Genomic DNA, 12,259 nt, shown 5'->3' with positions numbered 1-12,259 from the left:
TATAATGAAGTGGATGGAGTCTATAAATTAATTCAACAAGATCACTGTCATGTTATTGCTACCCGTTATTATTTTTCTTCTTTAGCTTATAATTCTAATAATCAAGAAGAATTTAATTTTGTCTATGAATTAAATCAACGGTTTCCTAATCCGGATATCGTTATTTATTTAGATATTTCTGTAGATATCGCCTTATCCCGTCTAGAAAATGCAGTTTATAAAGAGGTTTATGAAACCAAAGAAAAATTACAACAAGTCAAAAAAAACTATGATAAAATTTTCCAATCTTATGAAGGAGACATACTAACAATAGATGGTAACAATAGTATCGGAAAAATTCAGCAAGAAATTATCAGTTACCTTGAAAAACAGTTTAGTTGACGTTATATTGAAAATAAGATCAATATAAATTAATTTTTTTTATGAGTTTAAACTCTAATCTTTTTTATTTACCAGAAAATAGTCGTAAAGGATTACAAATAGCTGATAATCGTTGGCAAGCTTTACGAAATAATAATCTAACCCCTCCTACAGTGATTAGCGAAAGTAATGAAGGATTAAATGAGTTTGATGCAGATATTATTATTTCTGGAGGAACTCTAGGTATTTTGATCGCTGCAAGCTTACAAAAGCAAGGAAATCGTGTTATTTTAATTGAGAAAGGGCAATTAAAAGGAAGAGAACAAGAATGGAATATTTCTCGTGAAGAATTACAGACTTTTGGAGAACTTGAGTTATTATCAATCCAAGAATTAGAACAAGCGATCGCAACAGAATATAATCCAGCAAGAGTGAGTTTTCACAAAGGATATGAACTCTGGGTTGAGGATGTTTTAAATATTGGTGTTGATCCTATTTTTTTATTAGAAACCCTTAAGCAAAAATTTATAGCAGCAGGGGGAAAGTTATTAGAAAATACTCCATTTAGTTCAGCAGTCGTTCATAGTAATGGAGTGTTGGTTAATGCAGATAATACTATTTTAAAATCTCGCTTACTTATTGATGGAATGGGACATTTTTCTCCTATTGTTCAACAAGTAAGAAAAGGAGATAAACCAGATGGAATTTGTTTAGTAGTAGGAAGTTGTGCAGAGGGTTATACTAACAACGATACAGGAGACTTAATTGCCTCTTTACACCGATTTAAATCAGTGTCAATACTTTTGGGAAGCTTTCCAGCAAGGGATGGAAGAACAACTTATTTATTTACTTATGTAGATGCTCATCGGGATCGTTTTAGTTTAGAATTTTTTATGGAAGAATATCTTAGATTACTTCCAGAATACCAAAATATAGAATTAGAAAAACTCGACTTTAAACGGTTTTTATTCGGCTTTTTTCCTGCTTATCAAAACAGTCCTTTACAAATGCCATGGGATAGAATTTTACCCATCGGGGATAGTGCTGGAGGTCAATCTCCTGTTAGTTTTGGTGGTTTTGGATCGATGGTTCGTCATTTAAAACGCTTGACTTTTGGGATCAATGAAGCTTTAAAAGTTGATAGTTTAGATCGAAAATCTTTATCTTTATTACAACCCTATCAACCGAATATTTCTGTAACTTGGTTATTCCAAAAAACCATGAGTGTTGAGGTTAATCAAACGGTTTCTCCTAATCAAATTAATGAGTTAATGAGTGGTGTTTTCCAAGTCATGGATCAATTGGGTGATGATGTTTTAAAACCCTTTTTACAAGATGTTATCCAATTTCCAGCTTTAATGAAAACTTTACCGTTCGTTAATCCTAAATTAGTTTTACCTATCTTACCCCAAGTTGGCATACAATCTTTACTAAATTGGACAGTACACTACTTCAATTTAGCTGTATATAGTGGGTTATATCCTTTAGGAAAGTGGGTTAAACCTCTGACAGAAAACTTATCTCCTCAACAACAATATTACTATAATCGTTGGTTAGATACTTGGAAATATGGTTCAGGAGGAGATTATAATAAAGATTAGTAACAAAGAGGAACAGCAATGAAAATTTTGGATCATAAACAGGTGAAGTATTGTAATTTAGTTTATCGTCAACAAGATACCATAGAATACTTACCTGGCTTAATGTTTAAAAGTAAACTATTTATTAAAGATAAAATATTTAAAATTGAACAACAAAAAGAAGCGAAAGACTATGGTAAACAACAATTTTTGGATAATAAAGGTGAGATAGAATTTTTGTTATTAGAAGATATAACAGGTATCATAATTTGGAAAGAAAGTAACGAAGTAGAATTATTGAAAGGTAATTCTAAAAAGAATGGAACATCACCCCCAGATATAGATAAAATAATTGATAAAATAAGAAGCGAAAAGGGAGTTACGATTAAAAATCGTCGTTATCGTCTTAAGTCGTATCCCAAGTGTTTTATTGGTAGTGAGTTGGTTGATTGGTTAACGAAAAACTTAACTATTTCCTCAGAAGAAGCAGTAAAAATAGGGCAACAATTAATTGATCAAAAAATTATTCATCATGTTCACAATGAACAAGAATTTAAAAACGATTATTTATTCTATCGATTTTATACAGATGAATAATTATATTCGCTGTTACTCTATAGGTAAATGTGATAAAATTGCTAAAAATATTAATTTAATATGCAGTCTTTTTTACAAGAAACCAATAAGCCGGACAAACAAATTAATCTAGCTAAAGCAGCCTTGATTTATGCGAAATATGAATATCCTAAGCTACAAATTCAAGACTATTTGACCAGTTTAGATATAATTGCTGAAAGAGTCAAAGATAGTTTACCCAGTAATTTATATCCTCTTAAAGTTATTAAAACTATCAATCATTATTTATTTCAAGAGTTAAACTTCAAGGGTAATAAAACAAATTATTATGATCCTAGCAATAGTTATTTAAACGAAGTGATAGATAAAAAAATAGGTATTCCTATCACTTTATCTGTGGTTTATTTAGAAATAGCAAAACGTCTTGATTTTCCGATGGTTGGTATTGGAATGCCAGGACATTTTATTATTCGTCCTGAGTTTGAGAATGTAGGTATTTTTGTCGATGTTTTTAATCAAGGAGAAATTTTATTTAAAGAAGATTGTGAGATAAAATTACAAGAAATTTATCAACAACCTGTTACTTTAAAAGATCATTTGTTAACTCCTGTTAGTAATCAACAAATATTAGGGAGAATGTTGACAAATTTAAAATATATCTATCTCAATAATGAAGATTACCCCAAAATGTTGAGAATTATAGAATTACTACTGCAATTATTTCCTAATCATCCGATAGAAATACGCGATCGCGGTTTACTCTATTATCAGTTACGACAATGGGAAAAAGCAACGGCGGATCTACAATTATACTTATCTATTTTACCCACCGCACAAGATGCCCAAATGATTCGTCAACTTCTGCAACAAATGCGCTAAACTAAAACAAATTATCCTATTTTTTCATTATAAAAGCTGTGTTTATAAGTGTTGTCATTCCTACTTACAATCGTAAACCGATTTTAGAAAAATGTCTAAAAGCGTTAGAAAAACAAGACTTCAATGATAATATAATTCATAATTATGAAGTCGTTTTAGTAGATGATGGATCGACAGATGGAACCTTAGAATGGTTAAAAGAAAACCAACAAAACTTTTCCCATGTTTGTTGTTTTTCTCAAGATCATTTAGGACCAGCAGCTGCTAGAAATTTAGGAGTAACGAAAGCCAATGGTGATATAATTATCTTTATAGATAGTGATTTGGTGGTAACTGAAACCTTTTTACAATGCCATGCAAATGCTTTGATAAAAGGAGAAAAAACCTTAGATAGCGATCGCCTATTTACCTATGGCGCAGTTATTAATACTTGTAACTTTGATAATCCCACTTCTGAACCCTATAAAATCACAGACTTTTCCGCTGCTTATTTTGCTACTGGAAACGTAGCGATCGCCCGTAAATGGTTAGAAAAAGCAGGGTTATTTGACACAAGATTTCAACTGTATGGATGGGAAGATTTAGAACTAGGGGTAAGATTAAAACAATTAGGGTTAAAGTTAATTAAATGCCCCGAAGCAGTGGGTTATCATTGGCATCCCCCCTTTAATTTAGCGCAAATTCCGAACTTAATTGATAAAGAAATTCAACGGGGAAGAATGGGAGTTTTATTTTATAAAAAACACCCCACTTTTGAGGTTCGCTTAATGATTCAAATGACCTTATTCCATCGGATTTTATGGGGAATTTTATCATTAGGTGGCACATTAAACGAACGTACCCTTGCCCCTATTTTACAATGGTTAATCAACCAAGGAAAGCCTCAATTAGCTTTAGAAATTGCTCGAATTTTTCTTAATTGGTATAACGTTCAAGGGGTTTATTCTGCTTATAGAGAAACCGCTAATAATTAATCCTAATTTTGATCAGGGCCAACAGCAGTTAGCCCCTACCATTTATTAATTTTTTAGATAGTAATTTTGAGGAATAATTTGTATTTTTTCCCAAGCAGTAATGGCATGATAAAGGGTTTCTGCTAAGACAGTATTCGATTTTTCGGTTAAATGAACCGTGTCAGTAAACATGGGAGTGGGAAAATTAGAATTGCTTTGATAGAAGTTTAAAACTTTAACATTTTTCGGATAAGCTTGGCCTAATTGTTGAGTTGCTTTAACAAACTCCTGATAAGCTTTAGGAAATTCTTCGAGATATTCTTTTCCTAAGCGATCGCGGATTGCTTTTTCATCGGAAGAAAGCTTTTCAAGAGGACGAGAAGTAATTTCTGGCTGAACAGCAAGAACCACAGGAATACCTAATTTAGCGGACATTGAAATTAACCGTTTATGGTTTTCTTTGTAACGATCTACTCGAAGTTTTAATTCATCTTGATTATCAGGTAAATAATATTTTAAAGCCTTGCTATCTGTATTAATGGGTAAGCTAGTATCTATTGCCTGACGACTATTATTGCTAGGATTTGTAAAAGAATTATAAGTTCTTACTAAGCCTGTATTCTTGATCCACTCATCAGCAGAAAAGTTAAGAGAATTTTTAAAATGTGCCTTAGCATCGGCCAAAAATTCGTCAATATGAGGAACATCAGTTTGTGACTGACTACTGGATAACATTATATCTCCATAACCATCTAAAACTACAATTAAATCTGGTTGATAAGGAAGAATTTTTAGGGTTAATTGAGATAACTCATTACCGGAAGTATAACCCGGAACCGCAGCATTGATAACTCGATAATTTCCTTCCCGAATTTTCGGTGGTAACTTCATCAATTTTTGTCGAGAAGGAACGAAAAAGGGGAAAACATCCGGGCGATAGGTTGAGGGAGAACTTTTTTGCTGGTTAACTCGTTGTTTAAGACGGGCTTCTAGTTGATGACTAATGGTACTGTCATTATTGGGGTTTAACTGGCCAAACGCCGTCGAACCTCCTAAGACAAAGATACGAATCTCATTTTTAGGTTTTGCTACCGGAACCGGGTCATTATCCCGCAACCCCTGTTCATTGATATAGAAAAATTCGCTTTTTTGGCCATCAACCAATTCATAACCTGTCGTTGAACTCCGTTGCATCACCAACTTACCCTGATTTTTTAATCCTTCGATGGGTTTATCGTTAGCGGTACGAAACTGTAACTTATAGGCTTCTATCAGGGGAGAAGTCCCTTTGCTGGTGTCTCCTTTTCCCGTCATTCCTAGATAAGTTTGGGAGAGAAATTCTGAGAGAATAATCAAGACGGGTAAAGCGATGATAATTCCTAGTAAAGATATTTTAGGGCGAGTTTTTCCCTTATTGTAGTAAGAACTATTGTAATAAGAACCGTAAGAACGGGGTTTTTTGGGTAATTTCAACATTAAATGGTTCCTCTGTTAAAAATAGGTTTACAAAATTATTGGTCAAACCTTAGCATTGAATTGGATCAAGAATCCACTAAAGATATTAAAGGGTTGTTGTCACTGTACATTTACTGATTTTATAGTTTAACCATCATTTGTAAAATTTATGGCGTATAAATTACTATTTGTCTGTTTAGGTAATATTTGCCGTTCTCCCTCGGCAGAAAATATTATGAACTATTTAATCCAAGAAAGAGGGCTAGAAGACAAGATTATGTGTGATTCTGCCGGAACATCTAGTGATCACATTGGGGCATCTCCTGATCGACGAATGCAAGCGGCCGCAGGCCGTCGGGGCATCAAATTGATTGGACAAGCCAGACAATTTGATCTATCTGATTTTGAAACATTTGACTTGATTTTAGCTATGGATCGTTCCAATTATCGAGATATTCTTCAACTCGATCCAGATAACCTTTACAAAGATAAAGTGCGTTTAATGTGTGACTTTGCCACTCAACACCGAGACAGGGAAGTACCCGATCCCTACTACGGAGGGGAAGCCGGGTTTGATCATGTGATTAATTTATTATTAGATGCTTGTGACGGCTTATTAGAGGAAATTTTAAAGTAATGAATGAACAACAAATTGCTGTCGGGAGTAAGGTATCTTTAGTGAGTAAACCCCCTTATCTCAAAACCGCCGATCCCATGCCCATGTTACGGCCTCCTGATATTTTAGAAATTGGAGACGAAGGCATTGTCATGGATCGTCGTCCTGGGGGTTATTGGGGGGTAAAGTTCGATAAAGGAACCTTTTTGATGGAAAGTCAATATCTTGCTGTTGCGACTATCCAAGAATCCTCTCATACGGATCTTTAGTTTTTTGGAGTCAGAAGATAGGAATCAGGAGTCAGGAGTCAGAAGTCATAAGTTAAAAGTTAACTGATTAGTTATTATCAACTTTTTTCAAATTTATAAAATATACTTTAATACCCAATCTCAAAAATTATTAGAGACTTCAATTGTTATGAAAATTGTCCTAACAAGGGATATATTGAATCAAGTAGGCTTTTAAAGGCATTTAGCTTTACACCCTACACCCCACACCCCAAGCTGCATCTCTCTAGCTATTTTTGAGAACTGGTATAATTTATAACTGGTCACTGATTACTGATAACTATTCCCCTAAATTAACCAATTCTCCCCGTAATATAATCTTTGGTTTTCTGTTTTTCTGGATGGGAAAAAATAGCATCAGTTTCGCCACATTCAATCATTTCTCCTAAGTACATAAAAGCAATATAATCAGACACTCTTGCTGCTTGGTGCATACTATGGGTGACAATAATCATGGTTACTTTTTGTTGTAATTGACTAATTAATTCTTCTATACTATTAGTCGCAATGGGATCAAGGGCGGATGTGGGTTCATCTAATAAGATAACTTCGGGTTCTGTGACTAATGCCCTAGCAATACATAACCGTTGTTGTTGACCTCCTGATAAGTCATAAGCTGGTTTATGTAAACGGTCTTTTACCTCATTCCATAAGGCAGCGTTTTGTAAAGCTTTTTCTACTTTTTCATCTAAAATACTTCTATTTTTTTCTCCTCTAACCCTCAAACCATAGACCACATTTTCATAAATTGACTTAGGAAAGGGATTGGGTTTTTGGAACACCATACTGACTCGCATTCGCACTTCGATGGGATCAACTTTAGGACTTAAAATGTTTAAGGAATCAATGCGTATTTCCCCTTCATAACGGTTGTTTGGATAGAGATCATGTAACCGATTAAAACACCGTAATAATGTCGTTTTACCACAGCCAGATGGACCAATTAACGCGGTTACTTTTTGCTGAGGAATGATAAAAGTAACATTTTTAATAGCGTGAAAATCTCCATAGTAAAAATTAAAGTTTTTAACTTCTACTTTCGGGTTGGTGGTTTCTAAATGAGGAGAATTATTGGAAAACTGGTCTACCATTTGATTCCTTGACGTAAACGATAACGTAAATAAATTGCAATTCCATTAATACCTAAAGTCATCATTAATAACACTGTTCCTGCTGCTGCTGCATTCACTTGAAAGTCTTGTTCAGGACGAGATACCCAGGTAAACATTTGAATAGGTAGGACGGTAAAAGGTGCATTTAACCAGGCGAAAAATTGCTGAAAATTGAAGAAAGGAAAGGTCATTTCCAAAGGAAAAAAAGGAAACTCATTGTTAAAGGGAGATTCGGGTAAAAAGGCAATAAAAGTCAATGCACCAATGGTAATAACTGGGGCGGTTTCTCCAATAGCACGGGCTAAACCGATGATAATTCCTGTTAAAATACTACCTAAAGAATAGGGTAAAATATGATCCCAGATGGTTTGCCATTTGGTTGCACCAACCGCATAAGAAGCTTCCCTTAAACTAATAGGAATTGCTCTAATTGCTTCACGAGTGGTAACAATAACCACAGGCAAAATTAACAATGCTAAAGTTAATCCTGCGGTTAAGACACTTTGTCCTAACTGAAATTGATAAACAAATAATCCTAACGCTAACAAGCCATAAACAATGGAAGGAACACCAGCTAAATTAGTAACATTAATTTCGATAATAGCTGATAGCCAATTTTTACGAGCATATTCTTCTAAATAAATACCCGAAGCAATACCAATGGGAACAGCAGCACAGGCAGTTACTAACATAATAAGACTGGTTCCTACCCAAGCCGAGAGGATCCCTGCTTGCTCTGCTTTACGACTAGGAAATGAGACAAAAAATTGTGGCGTTAAACGGGGTAAACCTTCGATAACAATTTGTAAAACTAATCCCAATAAGACAAAAATTGCCACAAAAATAATTAATAATCCTACAATAGCAAAGCAACTATCTATCAACTTACGTCTAGAAATATAATTGACTAAATGTTTCTGGGACATAGATTCAATAATTAATAAATTTCTCGATACCGTTTCGCTAAAAAGTAACCAATAACATTAAGAATTAATGTCATGACGACTAAGGTTAAACCAGCAGCAAAAATGGTTTGATATTCAATGGTTCCGTGGGGCAAATCCCCTAAACTTACCTGTACAATATAAGCAGTAATGGTTGCTCCTTGTTCTAAAGGATTTAAAGTTAATTGAGGTAATAAACCCGATGCAACCGCTACAATCATAGTTTCACCAACCGCACGAGAAGCACCCAAAATATAAGCAGCACCAATCCCTGAAATTGCAGCAGGAAAGACAACTTTCAAGGAAGTTTGTAAACGGGTTGCTCCCATCGCATAAGACCCCTCTTTTAAGACCACAGGAACTGCTCTCATAGCATCTTCGCAGATTGAACTCACTAAAGGTAAAATCATCAAACCCATAACTAAACCACCGCTTAACATATTAAAAGTCGGTAAATTAGTAAATACTTTTTGTAGTAAAGGAGTGACTACCAATAGAGCAAAGTAACCATAAACAACGGTGGGAATTGCTGCCAGTAATTCTAAGATTGGTTTAACCCATTCTCTCAATTGTGCTGGAGCAAATTCACTTAAATAAATAGCAACAATGGTTCCTAGAGGAATAGCTACCAATAAAGCAACCGTTGAAGTTACTAAAGTTCCTGACAAAAGCGGTAAAATACCATAATGTTTATCGTTAAATAAAGGAGTCCATTGAGTGTCCGTGAAAAACTCAATCATAGGAACTTCTTGAAAAAAATGCCAAGATTCTGTGACCAGAATGTATAAAATTCCGAAGGTTGTTCCTACTGAAGATAAGGCAGCTAAAAAAAGGGCAAACTCGATAATATTTTCTCGAATGTTACGAAAAAAACTATAAGAAACTTGCCCCTCCCCATTATTTTTAGATAAAATCGGTGTCATAAGTTAGCGAATAGACTGAGCTAATTTTTGTTTATGGGCTTGATAGTCGGTACGAGGAATAGAACGAACTTCTTTAACTAATTCAGGTGCGCTATCTAAATAGTATTCTACAAATTCTTTCACAGCAGAATTATTTTTTACTGCATCAAGATTGACATAAATAAAGATAGGACGAGCTAAAGGTGTGTAAGTTCCATCACTCACCGTTTTGGAGGAAGGCGCAACCCCATCAACTTTTAAAGCTTTCAGCTTATTCTTGTTTTCTTCGTAGTATGTATAGCCAAAATAAGCTAATGCTTGTTTATCATTAGCTACCCCTTGAACTAATACATTATCGTCTTCACTGGGTGTGTAGTCAGTACGACTTTCTCCTGATTTACCAATAACTTCATCGGTAAAATAATCAAAGGTTCCTGAGTCTGCACCCGGTCCATAAAGCTTTAAGGTTGCATCAGGCCAGTTAGAATTTACTTGATTCCATTTAGTAATTTTATTGGTAGCAGCCGGTTCCCACATTTTTTTAAGTTCTGCTGTTGTAATATCCGTTAAAGGATTATCTTGACTAACCACAACAGTAATGGCATCATAAGCAACAGGAATTTCCATGAATGTAACTCCTGCTTTTGCACACATTTCTTTCTCACTATCTTTAATAGGTCGAGAAGCATTAGAAATGTCTGTTTTTACCGCTTCATTATCAGAACAGAACTTTTTGAAACCGCCACCAGTCCCAGAAATACCAACAGTTACTTGAACCGCACCCCGTTTTTTATTTTGAAACTCTTCGGCCACCGCTTCAGTAATGGGATAAACCGTACTAGAACCATCAATTTTGATGACCTGACGACCTTGAGAGTTAACAGGAATATTACTCAAGTTAACTAAGAATAAGCCTAATGCAAATGCACCAGCAAAAAGCCAACCATTTACTTTAATGTTCATAGCTGATTATTTCCTAATCGGTTAATTTTTGTCATTCAAGTGTAAGCCCGATCTATTATTTCAAAAAAAGTATTAATTAGGGTTAAAAGTTAGTAAAAAATAGATTAACTTTACCGAAATTTATTGTACTTTTAACCTAATTTTAGTTTAATAAGTGTTTTTTGAATAAAACTGTATTAAGAATAAAAAAACATCAAATTTATGTTTATTATCTAAAAAGGAATTTTACGAGTTTAGAAAAATGGCATTAATTAAACCCATTTACAATTTATTATCAAAGTTTCGTGTTTTGTTTCGACCCATGTTTTTTCTTTCCCTAATCTTTCATATTGGGTTTTTAAGCTTACCCCTTCCTTCTTCTCCTAAATTAGAAGAAAAAAAGACAGAAGAACAAGAAGAAATTCAAGAAAAAGTAGAAATTACTCGTTTAATTCCTCCTTCCCCTCAACCGTCTCCAGAAACCCCTAAAACACCACCCAAAGTTAAATCGACTCCTACACCACAACCCATTCAACGACCTCCGACAGTTAGACAAATACCTAGAATAACCACACCTTCTCCTAGTACCCAAATTACAGCAACGCCTGAGAAAACTCCGTTACAAATCAACCCCGAACCTTCTCCTTCTCCTACTCCCAAACAAACACCCACACCGACTCCTAAAGTTTCTGAGAGTCCAACCCCAACACCAACTCCTACAATTAATCCAGAATTAATAGAAAATGATATAAATAATTTAGAAAATCAGAATGAAGTTGCTTCTGAAGCAGGTTCTAGTTTATTAGAAGAATTAAGACCAAGAATTTTAAAACGGTTAGAAAAAAGCAGTAATGATTTAGACGCAATGAAAGAATATATTGATACATTACCTATACAATTTATTCGAGACGAGCATATTCCTTACTTTTTAACAGCAGAAAATAAACTGAAGGTAGGAACATTAGGATTTCTAACCATTCCGCAAACCAGTCCTTATGGTGCTTATTTTGATTATATTGAACCTGTGGTTAAAAATGAATTAGGATTTGAAATTAATCAATTAGAAGAACAATATGGTGATTCATTATTCTATGAAGCCAAAAATTCATCTGATGTCACATTTTATATGAGTATTGTTAAATTAAAAGGGAGTGGTGCGTTATTAATTTTATGGATTGATAATCCTCAAGTTTCTCAAGCTTCTGAATAAATTATTATTTATTGTCTGTAGTAATTGCTAAAGAAATTCTATCTTTTTCTAACTGTTTTAATTCAATTAAAACCTCTATAACTTTTTTATAATAAATTGTTTGATCTGCCATTAACAAAACTGTCCCGCTTTTTTGTTTTACTAAGTATTCTTGCACCATTATTTTTAATTGTTCTAATGTTTGTATGTTTTGCTCGTATCCATTAATGGTAAAACTATCATCAGATTTTAAAGTAACGATTAAGTCTTTATTTTCTACAGCTATAGGTATTTCTCTTGCTTGCTCATTACTAGGTAATTCAACTTTAACTCCTTGAGGACTGGTGGTTAAGTTCATAGAAACTAGGACAAAAAATGCTAATACCGACATCATTACGTTAAGCATCGGTATCAAATTAATACTAGGAACAGATTGCTGCTGTTTTTGATCTTTAAAACGCATT

General features: G+C 34.1%; 13 protein-coding genes and 1 pseudogene. 8 read left to right on the top strand and 6 right to left on the bottom strand.

All coding sequences use genetic code 11. From position 1 onward, the window contains the following. The 5 genes and pseudogenes from tmk to CY0110_RS20770 form a co-directional block, all read left to right on the top strand. Nucleotides 1-381: dTMP kinase (gene tmk, locus CY0110_RS20790; RefSeq protein ID WP_008277523.1), on the top strand; the 381-nt coding region annotated here is incomplete at its 5' end. A gap of 41 nt (nucleotides 382-422) precedes the next feature. After that, nucleotides 423-1,961 (top strand): annotated as a pseudogene (locus CY0110_RS20785) (FAD-binding oxidoreductase). 18 nt (nucleotides 1,962-1,979) lie between these two features. Continuing rightward, nucleotides 1,980-2,537 (top strand): DEP domain-containing protein, encoded by a 558-nt coding sequence (locus CY0110_RS20780; RefSeq protein WP_008277521.1) that lies wholly within the window; start codon nucleotides 1,980-1,982, stop codon nucleotides 2,535-2,537. Between the two features lie 60 nt (nucleotides 2,538-2,597). Continuing rightward, on the top strand, nucleotides 2,598-3,395 hold the full coding sequence (locus CY0110_RS20775) for a SirB1 family protein (RefSeq protein ID WP_008277520.1): 798 nt from the start codon (nucleotides 2,598-2,600) through the stop codon (nucleotides 3,393-3,395). A 38-nt stretch (nucleotides 3,396-3,433) separates the two neighbouring features. Beyond that, nucleotides 3,434-4,369 carry a glycosyltransferase family 2 protein gene (locus CY0110_RS20770; RefSeq protein ID WP_008277519.1) on the top strand — a complete coding sequence of 312 codons (936 nt, stop codon included), beginning with the start codon at nucleotides 3,434-3,436 and terminating at the stop codon, nucleotides 4,367-4,369. A 45-nt stretch (nucleotides 4,370-4,414) separates the two neighbouring features. On the opposite strand, the gene CY0110_RS20765 is transcribed toward CY0110_RS20770, so the two are convergent. Then, nucleotides 4,415-5,824: an SGNH/GDSL hydrolase family protein gene (locus CY0110_RS20765; RefSeq protein WP_008277518.1), complete on the bottom strand. Its 1,410-nt coding sequence runs from the start codon at nucleotides 5,822-5,824 to the stop codon at nucleotides 4,415-4,417. Between the two features lie 148 nt (nucleotides 5,825-5,972). Between CY0110_RS20765 and CY0110_RS20760 the strand changes: the two genes are divergently transcribed. Together CY0110_RS20760 and sipA are read left to right on the top strand one after the other, a co-directional pair. After that, on the top strand, nucleotides 5,973-6,440 hold the full coding sequence (locus CY0110_RS20760; protein ID WP_008277517.1) for a low molecular weight protein-tyrosine-phosphatase: 468 nt from the start codon (nucleotides 5,973-5,975) through the stop codon (nucleotides 6,438-6,440). Then, nucleotides 6,440-6,688, top strand: coding sequence for a regulatory protein SipA (gene sipA / locus CY0110_RS20755; RefSeq protein WP_008277516.1), 249 nt, complete (start codon nucleotides 6,440-6,442; stop codon nucleotides 6,686-6,688). Before CY0110_RS20760 ends, sipA begins: the two co-directional genes overlap by 1 nt. 311 nt (nucleotides 6,689-6,999) lie before the next feature. Here the strand turns inward: sipA and pstB are convergent, their stop codons facing one another. Genes pstB through CY0110_RS20735 form a run of 4 tightly spaced genes read right to left on the bottom strand, consistent with a single transcriptional unit; the run spans nucleotide 7,000 to nucleotide 10,627 of the window. Then, the gene (gene pstB / locus CY0110_RS20750) at nucleotides 7,000-7,797 is read right to left on the bottom strand and encodes a phosphate ABC transporter ATP-binding protein PstB (RefSeq protein WP_008277515.1); all 798 of its coding nucleotides are present in this window, start codon (nucleotides 7,795-7,797) and stop codon (nucleotides 7,000-7,002) included. Further along, nucleotides 7,791-8,744: a phosphate ABC transporter permease PstA gene (gene pstA, locus CY0110_RS20745; RefSeq protein WP_008277514.1), complete on the bottom strand. Its 954-nt coding sequence runs from the start codon at nucleotides 8,742-8,744 to the stop codon at nucleotides 7,791-7,793. The genes pstB and pstA overlap by 7 nt, the downstream gene beginning before the upstream one ends. Before the next feature lie 11 nt (nucleotides 8,745-8,755). Continuing rightward, complete coding sequence (gene pstC, locus CY0110_RS20740; protein WP_008277513.1) at nucleotides 8,756-9,685, bottom strand: phosphate ABC transporter permease subunit PstC; 930 nt, start codon at nucleotides 9,683-9,685, stop codon at nucleotides 8,756-8,758. Between the two features lie 3 nt (nucleotides 9,686-9,688). Continuing rightward, nucleotides 9,689-10,627: a PstS family phosphate ABC transporter substrate-binding protein gene (locus tag CY0110_RS20735; protein WP_008277512.1), complete on the bottom strand. Its 939-nt coding sequence runs from the start codon at nucleotides 10,625-10,627 to the stop codon at nucleotides 9,689-9,691. 241 nt (nucleotides 10,628-10,868) lie between these two features. Between CY0110_RS20735 and CY0110_RS20730 the strand changes: the two genes are divergently transcribed. Next, nucleotides 10,869-11,816, top strand: coding sequence for a hypothetical protein (locus CY0110_RS20730; RefSeq protein WP_008277511.1), 948 nt, complete (start codon nucleotides 10,869-10,871; stop codon nucleotides 11,814-11,816). A 4-nt stretch (nucleotides 11,817-11,820) separates the two neighbouring features. Here the strand turns inward: CY0110_RS20730 and CY0110_RS20725 are convergent, their stop codons facing one another. Continuing rightward, nucleotides 11,821-12,258, bottom strand: a complete 438-nt coding sequence (locus tag CY0110_RS20725) for an ExbD/TolR family protein (protein WP_008277510.1) — start codon at nucleotides 12,256-12,258, stop codon at nucleotides 11,821-11,823. Nucleotide 12,259 lies beyond the last annotated feature (1 nt).

This window comes from Crocosphaera chwakensis CCY0110 (assembly GCF_000169335.1).
GTDB classification, from domain to species: Bacteria; Cyanobacteriota; Cyanobacteriia; order Cyanobacteriales; family Microcystaceae; genus Crocosphaera; species Crocosphaera chwakensis.
Note: the sequence above shows the minus strand (reverse complement) of the source record. Positions and strands in the feature narration are given on the sequence as shown.

What these genes read in the sequence shown, in the direction of transcription:
- sipA (WP_008277516.1), top strand. Translation starts at nt 6,440, where the DNA reads ATGAATGAACAACAAATTGCTGTCGGGAGTAAGGTATCTTTAGTGAGT.
- CY0110_RS20765 (WP_008277518.1), bottom strand. Translation starts at nt 5,824, where the DNA reads ATGTTGAAATTACCCAAAAAACCCCGTTCTTACGGTTCTTATTACAAT.
- pstB (WP_008277515.1), bottom strand. Translation starts at nt 7,797, where the DNA reads ATGGTAGACCAGTTTTCCAATAATTCTCCTCATTTAGAAACCACCAAC.
- CY0110_RS20730 (WP_008277511.1), top strand. Translation starts at nt 10,869, where the DNA reads ATGGCATTAATTAAACCCATTTACAATTTATTATCAAAGTTTCGTGTT.
- CY0110_RS20775 (WP_008277520.1), top strand. Translation starts at nt 2,598, where the DNA reads ATGCAGTCTTTTTTACAAGAAACCAATAAGCCGGACAAACAAATTAAT.
- pstA (WP_008277514.1), bottom strand. Translation starts at nt 8,744, where the DNA reads ATGTCCCAGAAACATTTAGTCAATTATATTTCTAGACGTAAGTTGATA.
- CY0110_RS20735 (WP_008277512.1), bottom strand. Translation starts at nt 10,627, where the DNA reads ATGAACATTAAAGTAAATGGTTGGCTTTTTGCTGGTGCATTTGCATTA.
- CY0110_RS20725 (WP_008277510.1), bottom strand. Translation starts at nt 12,258, where the DNA reads ATGCGTTTTAAAGATCAAAAACAGCAGCAATCTGTTCCTAGTATTAAT.
- CY0110_RS20780 (WP_008277521.1), top strand. Translation starts at nt 1,980, where the DNA reads ATGAAAATTTTGGATCATAAACAGGTGAAGTATTGTAATTTAGTTTAT.
- pstC (WP_008277513.1), bottom strand. Translation starts at nt 9,685, where the DNA reads ATGACACCGATTTTATCTAAAAATAATGGGGAGGGGCAAGTTTCTTAT.
- CY0110_RS20760 (WP_008277517.1), top strand. Translation starts at nt 5,973, where the DNA reads ATGGCGTATAAATTACTATTTGTCTGTTTAGGTAATATTTGCCGTTCT.